At 74.6% G+C, this 17,343-nt stretch carries 2 protein-coding genes; both read right to left on the reverse strand.

Annotated elements, in window-relative coordinates; translation table 11 throughout:
* Positions 1–2 precede the first annotated feature (2 nt).
* Positions 3–10,745, reverse strand: coding sequence for an SDR family NAD(P)-dependent oxidoreductase (locus ABZ370_RS09230; RefSeq protein ID WP_358618499.1), 10,743 nt, complete (start codon positions 10,743–10,745; stop codon positions 3–5).
* 66 nt (positions 10,746–10,811) lie between these two features.
* Positions 10,812–17,336 carry an SDR family NAD(P)-dependent oxidoreductase gene (locus ABZ370_RS09235; RefSeq protein WP_358618500.1) on the reverse strand — a complete coding sequence of 2,175 codons (6,525 nt, stop codon included), beginning with the start codon at positions 17,334–17,336 and terminating at the stop codon, positions 10,812–10,814.
* Between the last annotated feature and the right edge of the window lie 7 nt (positions 17,337–17,343).

Consider the following 17,343-nt stretch of genomic DNA (forward strand, 5'->3'; position numbering starts at 1 on the left):
CATCAGCTCAGCCCCAACTCGTCGTCGATGTAGCGCAGCAGGTCGTCCTCGGACGCCGAGCCGAGTTCGTCGTCCCCGGCGTCCTCCGCCCCGGACGCCTGGTGTCCGCCCGACCGCTCCCGCCAGCGGACGAGCAGCGTCTCCAGCCGGGCCGTCACCTTCCTGACCTCGGCCTCGTCCCGTTCTTCGGCGAGCATCGCCTCCAGGCGGCCGAAGGGCTCCGTGCCCCATTCGCCGCCGTCCTCCTGTGGCACCAGGAGCCCCAGCAGATAGCCGCCGAGCAGTTCGGGGGTGGGGTAGTCGAAGACGAGAGTGGTGGGCAGCCGGGTGTCGGCGACCCGGGCCAGCCGGTTACGCAGTTCCACCGCGGTGAGCGAGTCGAACCCGAGGGTGGTGAAGGACTGCTGGGCCGCGATGTCCTCCGGCGCCGCGTACCGCAGCACCGCGGCCACCTGTTCGCGGACCAGCCCCAGCAGGGTCTCCCGCCGCTCGGCCTCGTCCAGGGCTGCCAGCCGGTGGCGCAGCGCCTGCCCGTCCAGTGTGGTGGCGCGGCGCGGGGCGTTGCGGACCAGGCCGCGCAGCAGCGCCGGTACGGGTCCGTCCCCGCCCCGCAGGAGCGCGGGATCGAAGCGGACCGGCGCGGTGTGGGCGTGGTCGGCGGCGAGGGCGTGGTCGAAGAGCGCGAGCCCTTCCTCGGTGCTCATCGGCAGCAGTCCGCCGCCGCTCACCCGCCGCAGCTCGGTCTCGTCGAGTGTCCCGGTCAGCCCGCTCGTCTCGGCCCACAGGCCCCAGGACATCGAGGCGGCGGGCAGGCCCTGGGCGCGGCGCCGCTGGGCGAGGGCGTCCAGGAAGACGTTGGCCGCCGCGTAGTTCGCCTGGCCCGGGGCGCCGAGCACTCCGGCGGCGGACGAGAACACCACGAACATGTCCAGGTCGTCACCGGCCAGTTCGTGCAGATGCCAGGCGGCGTCGGCCTTCGGGCGCAGCACGGCCTCCAGCCGCTCCGGGGTCAGCGCCGTCACCACGCCGTCGTCCAGGGCACCGGCCGCGTGCACCACGCCCCGCAGTTCCGGCATGGACGCGAGCAGTTCGGCGGCGGCGGACCGGTCCGCGACATCGGCTGCCGCGATGCGTACGCGCGCGCCCAGCTCCCCCAGCTCGTCGGCGAGTTCGGCCGCGCCGGGCGCGTCCATCCCCCGCCTGCTGGCCAGTACCAGGTCGCTGACGCCGTGGGCGGAGACCAGGTGACGGGCGACCGCCGCGCCGATGAGCCCGGTTCCTCCGGTGACCAGCACGGTTCCCCGGGCGGCGGGCCGCTCGGCGTCGTGGTCGGTGGTCTTGGCGAGGGCCAGCCGGGGGACGTACAGCCCGCCGTCCCGGACGGCGATCTGTGTCTCGTCGGCGGCCAGTGCCGCGCTCAGCGCCGCCGTCGGGAGCGTGTCGGCCGGGGTGTCGCTGTCGACCAGCAGGAAGCGGCCGGGGTGTTCGGACTGTGCCGACCGCAGCAGTCCGTGGACGGAGGCCCGGGGCAGGTCGGGGGTGTCCGTGTCGAGGACCTGGACGCCGCCGTGGACCACCACGGCCAGCGGGGTGTCGGCGAACCTGTCGTCGGCCAGCCAGCCGCGGATGCGCTCCAGCGCCGTGGTGAGCGCCTCGCGGACCCGGCCGGGGACGTCGGTGCCGGGGACGCCGGTGCCGGACGCGCCGGGCGCCGGGCACTCCCAGAGCACCAGGTCGGCGCCCTCGGTCACGGCCACCGCGAGCTCCTCGGCCGAAACGCCGTCCGCCCAGAGGCGGGTGTGCGGCGCGGGCAGCGGTTCCGCCGGTCCGGCGGGCTCCCAGCGCTCCCAGTTCACCGCGTACAGCGAGCGCGCCGCGGCCGCCCCGGTGGAGCGCAGCTGGGCGGGGGTCACCGGGCGCAGCGTCACCTCGTCCACGCCCAGGACGGGGGCGCCGATGTCGTCGACGGCCCGGACACGTACGCCGCCCTCACCGGCGGGCGTCAGGCCCACCCGCAGCGAGCGGGCGCCCTGCGCCCACAGCCGCACACCGGACCAGGCGGCGGGCAGCAGTGGCTCCCCGGCCCCGGCGACGTCCTTGAGCAGCCAGGCGTGGCACACGGCGTCGAGGAGCGCGGCGCCGTCCGCCGCATCCTCGGGAAGGGCCACCTCGGCGAACACCTCGTCGCCGCGCCGCCAGGCGGCGCGCAGCCCCTGCGAGGCCGGGCCGTAGCTCTGGCCGCGCTGGAACAGCTCGTCGTAGAGGAGGGCCGCGTCCAGGGGTGTGGCGTCCGAGGGGGGCCACACACCGGTCAGTTCGGCGAATCCGCCGTCCGGGGCGGTGTCGGCCGGGTCGAGCACGGCACTCGCATGCCGGGTCCAGGGGGCTTCGTCGAGCCCTTCCGGCTGGGAGTGGACGGTCAGCTCGCGGCGGCCCGTCTCGTCCGGCGCGGTGGCCATCAGCTGCACCCGTACGGCGCCCGCGGCGTCCAGGACCAGCGGCTGCTCCTGGTCCAGCCGCGCGATGCCCGGCTCCCCGAGGTGCTGGGCCGCGTGCAGCGCCCAGTCGAGCAGCGCCCCGCCGGGCAGCACCGCCGTGTCCCATACGGTGTGGTCGGCGAGCCAGGGCTGACCGGCGGCCGAGAGCCGCCCGGTGAACAGGGCGGTATCGGTGCCCGCGGGGGTGACCGCGGCCGTCAGTACGGGGTGGCCGGTCGGCTGGAGGCCGACGCCGCTGGCGTCACCGGCCTCCAGCGGCGCGTCCAGCCAGTACCGCTCGCGCTGGAAAGCGTACGTCGGCAGGTCCACGGCGGTGTCCGTGCCGGGGAGCAGCGCGGTCCAGTCCACGGAAACGCCCCGGGTCCACAACGTGGCGGCCGAGCGCAGCAGTTCGGCGCGCTCGTCGGCCTCGCGGCGCAGTGAACCGACCACGACCACGTCGTGCCGGTCGAGGCGCAGCGCGGTGTCCTCGATCGCGGAGGTGACCACCGTGTGCGGGCTGACCTCGATGAAGGTGTCGACGCCCTCGTCGACCAGCGCGGCCACCACATCGGCGAACCGCACCTGCTCCCGCAGATTGCGGTACCAGTAGTCGGCGTCGGCCGCCGAACCGTCCATCGGCTCACCGGTCACGGTGGAGTGCCAACGGATGTCGGCCGGACCAGAGGTGACCTCGCCCAGCTCCGCGAGCAGCGAGTCCTTGATCAGCTCGACCTGCGGGGAGTGCGAGGGGTAGTCCACCGGAATGCGACGGGCCCGGATGCCATCCGCCTCACAGCCGTCGAGCACCCGGCGCAGCGGTGCCTCATCCCCGGCGAGGACGACCGCGCCGGGGCCGTTGACGGCGGCGACCGAGATCGCGTCGGCGTCATCGGCATCGTTGGTATAGGTCTCGATCAGCGCCCGTGCCTGGTCGGCGGAGACTCCCACCGAGGCCATGCCGCCGCGACCGGCCAGCTGACCGGCGATCACGGCACTGCGCCGCACGACGATCCGGGCCGCCTCCGGCAGCGGCAGGGCCCCCGCGACACACGCGGCGGCCAGCTCACCCTGCGAATGACCCACGACCACCGAAGGAGAAATGCCAAGGCCACGCCAGAGTTGAGCGAGCGAGACCATGACCGCCCACAGCGCGGGCTGCACCACATCGACCCGGTCCAGCGACGGAGCACCCTCCTCGCCCCGCAGCACGGCGAGAAGATCCCAGTCGGTATGAGCGGCGAGCGCCTCCCCGCAGCGCCCCAGCCACTCGGCGAACAGCGGCGAGGAATCCAGCAGCCCGAGCGCCATACCCGACCACTGGGCGCCCTGCCCGGGGAAGACGAACGCCACGGTGGCGCCGGGGCGTACGGTCCCGCTCACCACCTCCTCGGCGAGGGATTCGCGCCGGGCCAGGGCGGTGAGCCCGTTCGTGAATCCGGGGCCGTCGGCTGCGAGGACGACCGCACGGTGGTCGAACGCCGCCCGGGTTCCGATGAGCGCCCCGGCGGCCGCCGTGAGGTCGGTGCCCCGGGCCGCCATGTCGCGCAGCCGCTCGGCCTGACCGCGCAGCGCGGCGGCCGACTTGGCGGAGAGCGTCCACGGCAGCACGGCGCCGGGCGGGGCGTCCACGACGGCGGTCCGCCGCTCGGTCACCGGCTCGGCGTCGGGGGCCTGTTCGAGGACGACGTGGGCGTTGGTGCCGCTGATACCGAACGAGGAGACCGCGGCGCGGCGCGGGCCGCCCGTCTGCGGCCAGGGCGCCGTCCCGGTGGCCAGCGCGACGGCACCGGCCGACCAGTCGACGTGCTCGCTGGCCTTGCCGACGTGCAGGGTCGGGGGCACGGTGCCGTGCTCCATCGCCAGCACCATCTTCATGACCCCGGCGATTCCGGCGGCGGCCTGGGTGTGGCCGATGTTCGACTTCACCGAGCCCAGCAGCGCGGGCCGGTCGGCGGGCCGGTCCTGGCCGTAGGTGGCCAGCAGTGCCTGTGCCTCGATCGGGTCGCCCAGCGACGTGCCCGTGCCGTGGGCCTCGATCACGTCCACGTCGGCGGTGGTCAGGTCCGCCTTGGCGAGCGCCTGGCGGATGACCCGCTGCTGCGAGGGGCCGTTCGGCGCGCTCAGACCGTTGGACGCGCCGTCCTGGTTGACCGCGGAGCCCCGTACGACGGCGAGGACGCGGTGGCCGTTGCGGCGGGCGTCGGACAGCCGCTCCACCAGGACCAGACCCGCGCCCTCGGCGACGCCCATGCCATCGGCGGCGGACGAGAACGCCTTGCAGCGGCCGTCCCGGGCCAGCCCGCGCTGGCGGGTGAACTCGGCGAAGACCACCGGGGTGGACAGGGCGGTCACGCCGCCCGCGAGGGCGAGGTCGCACTCCCCGCGCTGGAGCGCGCTGATGGCCATGTCGAGGGCGACCAGGGAGGAGGAGCATGCCGTGTCCACCGTCACCGCCGGGCCCTCGAAGCCGAAGGTGTAGGCGACCCGGCCGGTGGCCACGCTGCCCGCGTTGCCGTTGGTGAGGAATCCGGCGATGTCGTCGGGGACGGACCGCAGCCGCGCCGCGTAGTCGTGGTACATCAGGCCGGAGAAGACTCCGGTACGGCTGCCGCGCAGCCGCGTCGGGTCGATACCGGCCCGCTCGACGGCCTCCCAGGACAGTTCGAGCAGCAGGCGGTGCTGCGGGTCCATCGCCACGGCCTCGCGCGGCGCCACGCCGAAGAACGCGGCGTCGAAGTCGGCGATGCCGTCGAGGAAGCCGCCCTGGTTCACCAGGGAGCTGCCGGGGCGCTCACCGGCCGGGTCGTACAGCGCGTCCAGGTCCCAGCCGCGGTCGGCGGGGAAGCCGCCGATGCCCTCTCGGCCCGCGACGAGCATGTCCCACAGCTCCTCGGGCGAGCCCACGCCGCCGGGGAAGCGGCAGCTCATGCCGACGATCGCGATGGGCTCGTCGGGCTCGACCACCCGCCCCACGACGGCGGTCACGTTCGTCGTACCGGACAGGACGGTGTGCAGATAGGCGCCGAGCGCGCCCGGGTTGGGGTAGTCGAACACCAGCGTGGCGGGCAGCCGGACGCCGGTGATCTCGCCCAGGCGGTTGCGCAGCTCCACGGCGGTCAGCGAGTCGAAGCCGAGGTCCTTGAACCCCCGGTCGACGGCGACCGCGTCGCCGTCCGCGTGGCCGAGCACGGTGGCGGACTGCGCCCGGACCAGGCCGACCAGCAGCTTCTCGCGCTCGTCGGCCGGGGTCGCCTCGTACCGCTCCCGCCAGCCGCCGCCCTGGGCGGTGGCGTCGGCCCGGCGGGCCGGGGCACGGACCAGGGCGCGCAGCAGGCGGGGCGGCTCCTGGCCGCCGCCGCGCGGCAGGTCCAGCCGGACCGGCAGGCTGTGCGCGTGGTCCAGGGCGAGGGCGTGGTCCAGGAGGGCCAGCCCCTCCTGGGTGGTGAGGGGGCGCAGTCCGGCCCGGCCCAGCCGCCGCCGGTCCGCCTCGTCGAGACTCGCCGTCAGCTCACTGGTCTCCTCCCACAGGCCCCAGGCCAGGGAGTGGGCGGGCAGACCGGAGGCCCGGCGGTTCGAGGCGAGCGCGTCCAGGAAGGCGTTGGCGGCGGCGTAGTTCGCCTGGCCGGGAGTGCCGAACACACCGGCGGCCGAGGAGAACAGCACGAACAGCTCCAGGCCGTCGGTGAGTTCATGCAGATGCCAGGCCGCGTCCGCCTTGGGGCGCAGGACGGTGTCGAGCCGGTCCGGCGTCAGGTCGGTGACCACGCCGTCGTCCAGGGCACCCGCGGCGTGCACCACGCCCCGCAGCTCCGGGATGGACGCGAGCAGGGTGGCGAGAGCGTCACGGTCCGCCACGTCGCACGCCGCGACCCGGACCCGGGCGCCCTTCTCGGTGAGTTCGGCGGCGAGTTCCGCCGCGCCGGGCGCGTCGGTCCCCCGGCGGCTGGTCAGTACCAGGTCGATGACGCCATGGGTGGTGACCAGGTGCCGGGCCACCGCCGAGCCGACGACACCGAGCCCGCCGGTGATCAGCACGGCGCCTTCACCGGCCCACGCGGGCGGGTTCGGGGGCGTGGCGGTGGCCGCGCCGGGACGGTCGAGCAGCGGTACGAGGAACCGCTCGCCGCGGATCGCGAGCTCCGGCTCGCCCGCCGCCGCCATGGCGCCGAGCGCCTCGGCGAGGGCCGGGGCGGCGGCTGTATGTGTATCTGTGCCTGCGTCGGTGTCGAGGAGCAGGAAGCGGTCCGGGTGCTCGGACTGCGCGGACCGCACCAGGCCGTGCACCGCGGCGTGCACCGGATCGGCGCTGTCCCCAGGGTCCGCCGGGACCGCGTGCCGGGTCAGCACGGCCAGCCGGGCGGCCGTGCCGCCGTCGTGGGCCAGCCACTGGTGAATCCGCGCGAGCACGGTGTGCGTCAGCCGCCGTACGGCGGAGGGGGCGTCCTCACCGGACGGGACCGCGGCGGCGCAGTCGAGCAGGACCACGTCCGGGTCCCCGTCGAGGACGTCTTCGACGGGAACGCCGTCGTCCCAGACCGTCACCCGCGCGGCCTTCGTGGGGGTTTCCGGCTGCCACCGGTCCCACCGGGGCAGATACAGCGACCGGGCCGGGGCCTGCGGCCCGGGGGTCGCGGCCAGGGGACGCAGCACCAGCTCGTCCACGGCCGCGACGGGGGCGCCCGTCGCGTCGGCCATCCGTACCCGGACGGCGTCCTCGCCGGCGGCGGTCAGCCACACGCGCGCCGTCCGCGCGTCGTTCGCCCACGCCCGGACCCCGGACCAGGCGAACGGCAGCCGTACCGCGCCCTCCTCGCCGAAGAGGCCGCCGAGGCCGGTCGCGTGCAGCGCCGCGTCCAGGAGGGCCGGATGGACGAGAAAGCCCTCCGTCGCCGTCTCGTCCGCGAGTTCCACCTCGGCGAAGACGTCGTCGCCGCGCCGCCACACCGCGCTCAGCCCCTGGAAGGCCGGACCGTACTCGTAGCCGCGCTCGAACAGCGTGTCGTAGAAGTCGCCCACCTCGATCGCCGAGGCGCCCGGCGGCGGCCACGCCCCGCCCAGCGGGCCGGATTCGGCCGGGGCCGGTGGCACGTCGGGGGCGACGGTCGCCATGGCGTGCCGGGTCCACTCAGCGGGTCCGTCCTCGCCGGAGGCGGCGGCGAGGGAGTGCACGGTGACGGTCCGGACACCGGAGTCGTCGGCATCGGTGATCTGCACCTGGACGGTGGTGTCGCCGCTGCCGTCGAGGGTGAGCGGGGTCTGCAGGGTCAGCTCGCGGAGCCGGTCGCAGCCGAACTCCCGGCCCGCGGTCAGGGCCAGTTCCACGAACGCGGTGCCGGGCAGCAGCGTGGCGCCCATCACGGCGTGGTCGGCCAGCCACGGCTGGGCGGACATCGAGAGGCGGCCGGTGAACACGGCCGAGTCGGCCCCGGCGGGGCGGGTCGCGGCGGCCAGCAGGGGGTGGTCGACCGGGTCGAGCCCGAAGCCGGAGGCGTCACCGGTGAAGGCCGGGGGCTCCACCCAGAACCGCTGCCGCTGGAAGGCATAGGTCGGCAGCTCGACGGGTACCGTTCCGGACGGCAGGAAGGCCGCCCAGTCCACCTCGACGCCACGGGTCCACAGCGTGGCCACCGAGCGGATGAGCGCCGCGCGTTCGTCCTGGTCCCGGCGGAGCGAGCCGGTGACCACGGTCTCGCGCGGGCCCTCGGCCGCCGCCGCCAGGTCCGCGATCGCGGCGGTCAGCACCGGGTGCGGGCTGACCTCGATGAAGGTGTCCACGCCCTGCTCCAGCAGCGAGGTCACGGTCTCGGCGAACCGTACGGGCTGCCGCAGGTTCTGGTACCAGTAGCGGGCGCCGCAGGCCGTGGGGTCCACGGGCCCGGCCGTCACCGAGGAGTGCATCGGGATGGTCCCGGTCCGCGGGGTGATCGGCGCGGTCAGCTCCAGCAGCCGTTCACGTACCGCTTCGACGTGCGGGGTGTGGGAGGCGTAGTTCACGGGGATGGTGCGGGCCCGTACGTCCTCGTGCTCGGCGGCGGCGACCACCTCGGCGAGCGCGCCCGGCTCACCGGCGATCACAGTGGCGGCGGAGCCGTTGACGGCGGCCACCCAGACACCCTCGCGGCCGCCGATGAGTTCGGTGGTGCGCTCCACGGACGCGGCGATCGAGACCATTCCGCCCTGACCCGCGAGGTCCTCGGCGATGACCCGGCTGCGCAGGGCGACCAGCCGCGCCCCGTCGGCCAGGGACAGCACCCCGGCGGCGCACGCGGCGGCGATCTCGCCCTGGGAGTGGCCGATGACGGCGGCCGGGGTGATGCCCGCCGCCTGCCACAGGCGGGCCAGCGAGACCATCACGGCCCAGAGCGCGGGCTGCACCACGTCGACGCGCTGGAGTGCCCGCTCGTCGCGCACCGCCTCCAGCAGGTCCCAGTCGACGTGCGGGGAGAGCGCGGCGGCGCACTCCCGGAAGGACTTGGCGAACAGCGGGGAGGCGTCCAGCAGTCCGGTGGCCATCCCCGTCCACTGCGATCCCTGGCCGGGGAAGACGAGCGCCACCTTGGCGCCGCGCCGGGCCACGCCGCGCACCGTGTGCGCGGCGTCGTCCATGCCGTGGGCGAGCGCGTCCAGTTCCGGGAGGCACCCGGCGCGGTCGGCGGCGAGGACGACGGCGCGGTGGCCGAAGGCGGCGCGCGTACCGGCCAGCGCGGCGGCCACGGCCGTATCGGGGTGGGTGGCGGTGTCGCCGCCGTTCAGGAAGGTGCGCAGGCCCGTGGCCTGGCCGCGCAGTCCGGCCGGGCTCTTCGCGGAGAGCGCCCAGGGCAGCGGGCCGCCGCGGACCAGGGCCGCAGGGGCGGGTTCTGCTTCCACTCGCTCCTCGGGTTCCGGGGCCTGTTCGAGGATGACGTGGGCGTTGGTGCCGCTGATCCCGAAGGAGGACACCGCCGATCGCCGGGGACGTCCCGTCTCGGGCCAGGGGACGCGGGCGGTGGCGAGTTCGACGGCGCCGGGAATCCAGTCGACGTGCGGGGTGGGCTCGTCCACGTGCAGGGTGGGCGGTACGACGCCGTGGTACATGGCCAGGACCATCTTGATGACCCCGGCGACCCCGGCGGCGGACTGGGTGTGACCGATGTTGGACTTCACCGAGCCGAGCAGCAGCGGCCGTTGCCCGGCCCGCTCCTGCCCGTAGGTGGCGATCAGGGCCTGGGCCTCGATGGGGTCGCCCAGGGTGGTGCCGGTGCCGTGCGCTTCCACGACGTCGACCTCGGACGCCGAGACCCCCGCCTCGGCGAGCGCCTGCCGGATCACCCGCTGCTGGGCGGGGCCGCTGGGCACGGTGAGCCCGTGCGAGGCGCCGTCCTGGTTGAGCGCGGAGCCCCGGATGACGGACAGAATCCGGCGGCCCTCGCGCTGTGCGTCGGACAGCCGCTGGAGCACGAGCAGTCCGACGCCCTCGCCCCAGGCGGTGCCGTCCGCCGCCGCCGCGAACGCCTTGCAGTTGCCGTCCTTGGCCAGCCCGCGCTGCTTGCTGAACTCGGTGAAGGCGTCCGGGGTGGCCATCACCATCACCCCGCCGGCCAGGGCCAGGGAGCTCTCCCCCGCCCGCAGCGAACGCACCGCCAGGTGGAGGGCGGACAGCGAGGACGAGCACGCGGTGTCGACCGTGACCGCGGGCCCTTCGAAGCCGTAGGTGAAGGAGATCCGGCCGGAAAGGATGCTGGTGGCACTGCCGGTCAGCAGATACCCCTCGCTGTCCTGCGAGCCGCCCGGGCCACCGGCGCCGTAGCCGGAGAGGACACCGCCGACGAAGACACCCGCGTTCGTGCCGCGCAGCGCGTCGGGGTCCATCCCGGCGCGCTCGAACGCCTCCCAGGACGCTTCGAGGAGCACCCGCTGCTGCGGGTCCATCGCCAGCGCCTCACGGGGCGAGATCTCGAAGAAGTCGGCGTCGAACTCGGCGGCGCCGTCGATGAACCCGCCCTTGCTGATGTAGGAGCTGCGCGGGCGCAGACCCTCCGGGTCGATGAGGGCACCCAGGTCCCAGCCGCGGTCCGCGGGGAAGTCCGCGATCCCCGCGCGCCCGTCGGCCACCAGCTCCCACAGTTCCTCCGGCGAGCTCACCCCGCCGGGGAAGCGGCAGCTCATCCCCACGATGGCGATGGGCTCCCGGGCTGCGTCCTCCACCGCCCGGAGCCGCTGATGGGCGCTTCGGGCGTCCGCGATCGCCTGCTTGAGGTACTCGCGGAGCTTCTGCTCGTTCGACATCCAGGGCCTCTTTAAACGATCAACGGGTGAAGTCGCGTGTGTCGGCGGTTCGGTCCGCCCGCCGGTTCAGCTGGACCACGGCTTGTTCTCCATGAGGTCGAACAGCTCCGCGTCGGTGGCCGAGTCCAGATCGGGGCCGTCGTCCGCCCCCTCGGTGTCGGTCCACTTCGTCAGCAGGGCACGCAGTCGCGTGGTGAGCCCCCCGCGACCGGGGTCGTCGCCGGTGACTTCGGCGAGGATGGCCTCCAACCGGTCGATCTCGATCGCCGCCAGCTGGACGGCGTCGATCTCGGGAAGCAGCTGGTACCGCAGATGGGCGGCGAGCGCGGCGGGCGTCGCGTGGTCGAAGACGACCGTGACCGGCAGGCTCAGCCCGGTCGCCGAGTTGAGCCGGTTGCGCAGTTCGACGGTGGTCAGCGAGTCGAAGCCCATCGTCTTGAACGGCCGCTCGGCGTCCACGGCCGCGAGATCGTCGTGGCCCAGCACCACGGCGGCCTGGGCACAGACCAGTTCGGTCAGCACCCGCTCGGACTCCATGGGTGTCAGCCCCGCCAGGCGCTCGGTCAGCCCGCCGCCCGCGATGGCGGACGCCGCCGGGGCGTTGGTGGCGGAGCGCTTGGGGTTACGGACCAGCCCCTGCAGCAGGGGCGGGACCTCTCCGGTGAACCGGGTGACGTCGAGGCGTACCGGCACGGTGTGGGCCTGGTTGCTCGCGACCACGGTGTCGAAGAGGGCGAGGCCCTGGTCGGTGGAGAGCGGCTGTACGCCGGTACGGCCCATCCGCTCCAGGTCGGCCTGGTCCAGGTCCCCGGTGATCGTGCTGCGGTCGGCCCACAGGCCCCACGCGAGGGACTGGCCCGGCAGACCGGCCCGGCGGCGATGCTGCGCCAGCGCGTCCAGGAACGCGTTCGCCGCCGCGTAATTGCCCTGCCCCGGCGCCCCGAACACCCCCGCCGCCGACGAGAACAACACGAACAGCGACAGATCCCGCCCGGCCGTCAGCTCATGCAGATTCCACGCCGCGTCCACCTTCGGACGCAACACCGTCTCCAACCGCTCCGGAGACAACGCCGACACCACACCATCATCGATCACACCCGCCGCATGAACGACACCCCGAAGATCCGGCAGCTCCTCCAGCAGCCCCGCCAGCGCGTCGCGGTCGGCGGCATCACAGGCCACCACGCGTGCCGTGGCGCCGAGTTCGTCCAGCTCGGCCACCAGATCCCCGGCGCCCGGAGCGTCCTCGCCGCGTCGGCTGGTCAGCACCAGGTCGGTGACGCCGTGACGGGCCACCAGATGACGCGCCACCGCCGAACCGACCACGCCCGTACCACCCGTGACCAACACCGTGCCCCGGATACCCGACGACGGCGTGGTCAGCACCACCTTGCCCACATGCCGGGCCTGACTCACATACCGGAACGCTTCCGACGCCTGCCGCGTATCCCACGCCGTCACCGGCAACGGAGACAACACACCCCGCTCGAACAACTCCACCAAATGCGCCAGCATCTCCCCGACCCGGTCGGGACCGGCCTCGTTCAGGTCGAAGGCGCGGTAGAGCTGGACCTCCGGCCAGGCCGTGGTGATGGCGGCGGGCTCCCGGAGATCGGTCTTGCCCAGCTCGATGAACCGGCCACCGGGCGCCAGCAGATCCAGTGAGGTGTCGATGAACTCCCGGGCCAGGCAGTTCAGTACGACGTCGACACCACGGCCCCGCGTCCCGGCGCGGAACCGGTCGCCGAAGTCCAGCGTGCGCGAGGAGGCGATCCGCTCGTCGGGAATGCCCGTACCGCGCACCACCGGCCACTTCGGCTCACTCGCGGTCGCGTAGACCTCGATGCCCCAGTGGCGGGCGAGCTGGACGGCGGCCATGCCCACGCCGCCCGCCGCCGCGTGCACCAGCAGCGATTCGCCCTCGCGCATCCCGGCCAGGTCCTTCAGCCCGTAGTAGGCGGTCATGAACACCGTGGGCACGGCAGCCGCCTGCGCGAACGACCAGCCGCGCGGCATCGGTGCGATGGTCCGGCTGTCGGTCACCGCCCGCGGGCCGCCGTACGAGCCGGAAAGCAGCCCCATGACGCGGTCGCCGACGGCGACACCGGTGACGCCGGGGCCGACCTCGACGACCACACCGGCGCCTTCGCAGCCGTATGCCACGTCCGTGAACGAGTCGGCCATGGCCACCACGCCCAGGGCGAGCAGCACATCCCGGAAGTTCACGCCGGTGGCGCGCACGTCGAGGCGCACCTGTCCCTCGGCGAGCGGCGCCTCGGCCGACGCGCAGGGCACCAGGCGCAGCCCCTCCAGGGAGCCGCTGCCGTCGACGTCCAGGCTCCACGCCCCGCCGTCGGGTACGGCCGTCGCCGCGTCCCGGGCTACCCGGCCGAGCCGGGGCACCAGGGCCTCGCCCGACCGCACCACGGCCTCCGGCTCACCCGCCGCCATTGCCGCGGCCACCACACCCGGCAGCGCCGCCACCGACGCCGCACCACCGTCAAGGTCCACCTGAACGATCCGGCCAGGGTGCTCGGACGCCGCGGAGCGCACCAGGCCCCGCACCGCCGCCTGCGCCACGTCGACCGTGTCGCCCGGTGCGGCGGCCACGCCGCCACGGGTCACCACGGCCAGGCGGGCGGAGGTGGTCTCCTCGGCGGTGAGCCACTCCTGAACGGCCGTCAGCACCGGGCGCAGGGCGCTCCGGGCCGCCTCGCGTGCCGCCGCGTCGGCGGCCGGGGCGGCCAGGATCACCACGTCCGGGACCGGGCGGCCCGCGCCTGCCGCGGCCCGCAGCGCGGCCAGGTCGGCGAAGGCCTCGGCGCCCTCGGGCACCGGGCCGTCACCGAGCACCGCCAGGCTCGGCGCCTCGACGCCGTCCAGGGGCAGCCCGGTCCAGTCGAGCTGGAAAAGCGCGTCCACGCGGGGCGCGGCCTCGATGGCGGAGGCCGTCACGGGCCGGGTGGTCAGGCTGTCGATCTCCAGGATGGGCAGCCCGGCGGTGTCGGTCATGGTCACCGACACCGAGTCGGTGCCGCTCGGCACCAGCCGGACCCGCGCGGTGGTGGCACCGGTGGCGTGGAGGCGGACGCCGCCGAAGGAGAACGGCAGCCGGGGCTCCATCTCGGTGCCGTGTTCGAGCGCCGAGGCGACCTGCGCGTGCAGCGCGGCGTCGGCCAGTGCCGGGTGCACCGCGAACCGGGCGGCGTCGGCCGCTCCCGGCTCGCCCAGCGCGACCTCCGCGAACAGTTCCTCGCCGCGCCGCCACAGGGCGCGCAGGCCCTGGAAGACCGGGCCGTAGCGGTAACCCCAGTCGGCGAGGCGCTCGTACAGGCCGTCGACGCCGACCGGTTCGGCGTCGGCGGGCGGCCATGCCGCGTCCTCGGCGGCGGGGGCGCCTGCGGGGTCGGCGTCCGCGGGGTCGGGGGCCAGGGTGCCCGTGGCGTGGCCCACCCACTCGGCGGGGGCGCCGTCGTCCCCGCCCGCGGCGCGGGAGAAGATGCGCACCGCGCGCCGCGCGTGCTCGTCGGGCTCGCCGACGGTCACCTGTACGTCCACCGCTGCCCCCTCGGGGGGCAGCGCCAGGGGGGCGCGCAGCACGAGTTCGGTGAGCTGCTCACAGCCCACGTACTGGCCTGCCCGCAGGGCGAGTTCCACCAGGGCGGTGCCCGGCACCAGCACCCGGTCGAGCACGGTGTGGTCGGTCAGCCAGGGGTGGGTCTCGCGTGATAGGCGGCCGGTGAGGACGAAGCGGTCGTCCTCGGCCACCTCCACTCCGGCGGTCAGCAGCGGGTGTCCCACCAGGGACAGCCCGGCCCCCGACACATCCGCGGCGCCGTCGGCGGCTCCGGCCAGCCAGTACCGGCGGCGTTCGAAGGCGTAGGTCGGCAGGTCCACCGGGGCGCCGTCGCCGAACACCGCGTGCCAGTCGGGCTCGGCGCCGTGGACCCACAGCTGCGCCAGCGAGGTCAGCAGCCTGCGCGTCCCGCCGTCGTCGCGGCGCAGGGTCCCGGTGACCGCCGCCTCGCGCCCGGCGGCCTGTGCCGTGTCCTGTACGGCGGGCAGCAGCACCGGGTGCGGGCTGACCTCCAGGAAGACGGTGTTGCCCTCGTCGAGCAGGGCCAGGATGGTGTCCTGGAAGCGGATGGGTTCGCGCAGGTTGCGGTACCAGTAGTCGGCGTCGAGCGCCCGGCCGTCGATCGGCCCGGCGGTGACGGTCGAGTACATCGGCACCTCGCCGGACCGGGGGGCGACGGGCGCGGCCAGCTCCAGGTGCAGATCGCGCACCCGCTCGGCGTGCGGGGTGTGCGAGGCGTACTCGATGCCGACCTTCCGCGGCCGCATCCCGGCGGCCTCGGCCTCGGCTCGCACCTCGGCCAGCGCGTCGAGGTCGCCCGCGACGACGGTGGACTCCGGCCCGTTGACGGCCGCGATCCAGACGCCCTCCCGGTCCTTGATCAGCTCATCGGCCCGGTCGGCGGTCGCGGTGAGGGACACCATGCCGCCCTTGCCGGACAGGTGCTCCACGAACACCCGGCTGCGCAGCGCCACCAGCCGGGCACCGTCCTCCAGCGAGAGCGCACCGGACGCGCAGGCGGCGGCGATCTCGCCCTGGGAGTGGCCCACCATCGCGGACGCCACGACGCCCAGGGAGCGCCACAGCCCGGCGAGGGAGACCATCACCGCCCAGAGCACGGGCTGTACGACGTCGTCCCGCTCCAGCGTGTCGCCGTCCCGCAGCACATCGAGCGGGTTCCACTCCAGGTGCGGTGCCAGCGCCCGGGCGCACTTCTCCATCCACTGCGCGAACACCGGGGAGGAGTCGAGCAGTTCCGTGGCCATCCCGGCCCACTGGGAGCCCTGGCCCGGGAAGACGAACACCACGCCGGAGACCTCACCGGCGCTCGCGCCGGTCACCACATGGGGGCTGGGCGTGTCGGCGGCCACGGCGTCCAGTCCGTCGAGGAAGCCGTCCCGGTCCCCGGCGAGCACCACGGCCCGGTGCCGCAGCCCGGCCCGGGTCAGCGCCAGCGAGCGGCCGGTACCGGCCTGGTCCGGGTTGCCCGCGGCGGCGGTCTCGCGCAGTTTCGCCGCCTGGCCGCGCAGCGCGCCCGGGGTGTGCCCGGACAGCACCCAGGGCAGGGTTCCGCCCGCCGCCACGAGCGGTACGGGCCGCCCCTCGCGCGGGGCGGGTTCCTCGGCGGCCGGGGCCTGTTCGAGGATGATGTGGGCGTTCGTACCGCTGACGCCGAACGAGGAGACTCCGGCCCGGCGGGGCTGTCCGGTCTCGGGCCACGCGGTGGGCTCGGTGACGAGCTTGACCGCGCCCGCGCTCCAGTCGACGTGCGGCGTCGGCTCGTCCACGTGCAGCGTGGGCGGCACGGTGCCGTGCCGCATGGCCAGCACCGTCTTGATGATGCTCACCACGCCCGCCGCGGCGGCGGTGTGGCCGATGTTGGACTTCACCGAGCCCAGCAGCAGCGGCCGCTCCTTCGGACGGTCCTGGCCGTAGGTGGCCAGCAGCGCCTGCGCCTCGATCGGGTCGCCCAGCGAGGTACCGGTGCCGTGCGCCTCCACCACGTCCACGTCCGCCGACGACAGCCGGGCGTTGGCCAGCGCCTGCCGGATCACCCGCTGCTGCGACGGACCGTTCGGCGCCGTCAGACCATTGGACGCACCGTCCTGGTTGACCGCCGAGCCGCGCACCACCGCCAGCACCTGGTGCCCGTTGCGTACCGCGTCCGACAGCCGCTCGACCAGCAGGACCCCGACGCCTTCGCCCCAGGCCGTACCGTCGGCCCCCGCGGCGAACGCCTTGCAGCGGCCGTCCGGGGCCAGGCCCTGCTGCTTGGTGAACTCGGTGAACATGCTGGGGGTCGACATCACCGTCACGCCGCCGACCAGGGCCATCGTGCACTCGCGAGTGCGCAGCGAATGCGCGGCCAGGTGCAGAGCCACCAGCGACGAGGAGCACGCGGTGTCCACGGTGAGCGCCGGGCCCTCCAGGCCGAAGGTGTAGGCGAGACGGCCGGAGGCGACGCTCGCCGCGTTGCCGATGCCGACGTAACCGGCGACCTCCTGCTGGGCCTTGCCGAACAGCAGGGTCGCGTAGTCCTGCCCGTTGGTGCCCACGAAGACGCCGGTCCGGCTGGAGCGCAGCGACTTGGGGTCGATACGGGCCCGCTCGATCGCCTCCCAGGTGGTCTCCAGCAGCAGCCGCTGCTGGGGGTCCATCGCGAGGGCCTCGCGCGGCGAGATCCCGAAGAGCTCCGCGTCGAACTCGGCGGCGTCGTAGAGGAATCCGCCCGCCCGGGCGGCCGAGGTGCCCCACTGGTCCTGGTCGGTGTCGAAGAGCCGTCCCAGGTCCCAGCCGCGGTCGCCGGGGAACTCCGAGACCGCGTCGGTGCCCTCGGCCAGCAGCCGCCACAGGGCCTGCGGGGAGTCGGCGTCGCCGGGGTAGCGGCAGCTCATCCCCACGATGGCGATCGGCTCCCGGTCCGCCTCCTCGACCTCGCGCAGCCGGCCGCGGACCTTGTGCAGGTCGGCGGTGACCCGCTTGAGGTACTCCAGTGTCTTGTCTTCGTCACCCATCGTGGTT

It is taken from the genome of Streptomyces sp. NPDC005962 (genome assembly GCF_040629205.1).
Taxonomy (GTDB): Bacteria; Actinomycetota; Actinomycetes; order Streptomycetales; family Streptomycetaceae; genus Streptomyces.

Bases quoted from the DNA above. Each gene is read 5' to 3' on its own strand.
- ABZ370_RS09235 (WP_358618500.1), bottom strand. From the start codon at position 17,336: ATGGGTGACGAAGACAAGACACTGGAGTACCTCAAGCGGGTCACCGCC.
- ABZ370_RS09230 (WP_358618499.1), bottom strand. From the start codon at position 10,745: ATGTCGAACGAGCAGAAGCTCCGCGAGTACCTCAAGCAGGCGATCGCG.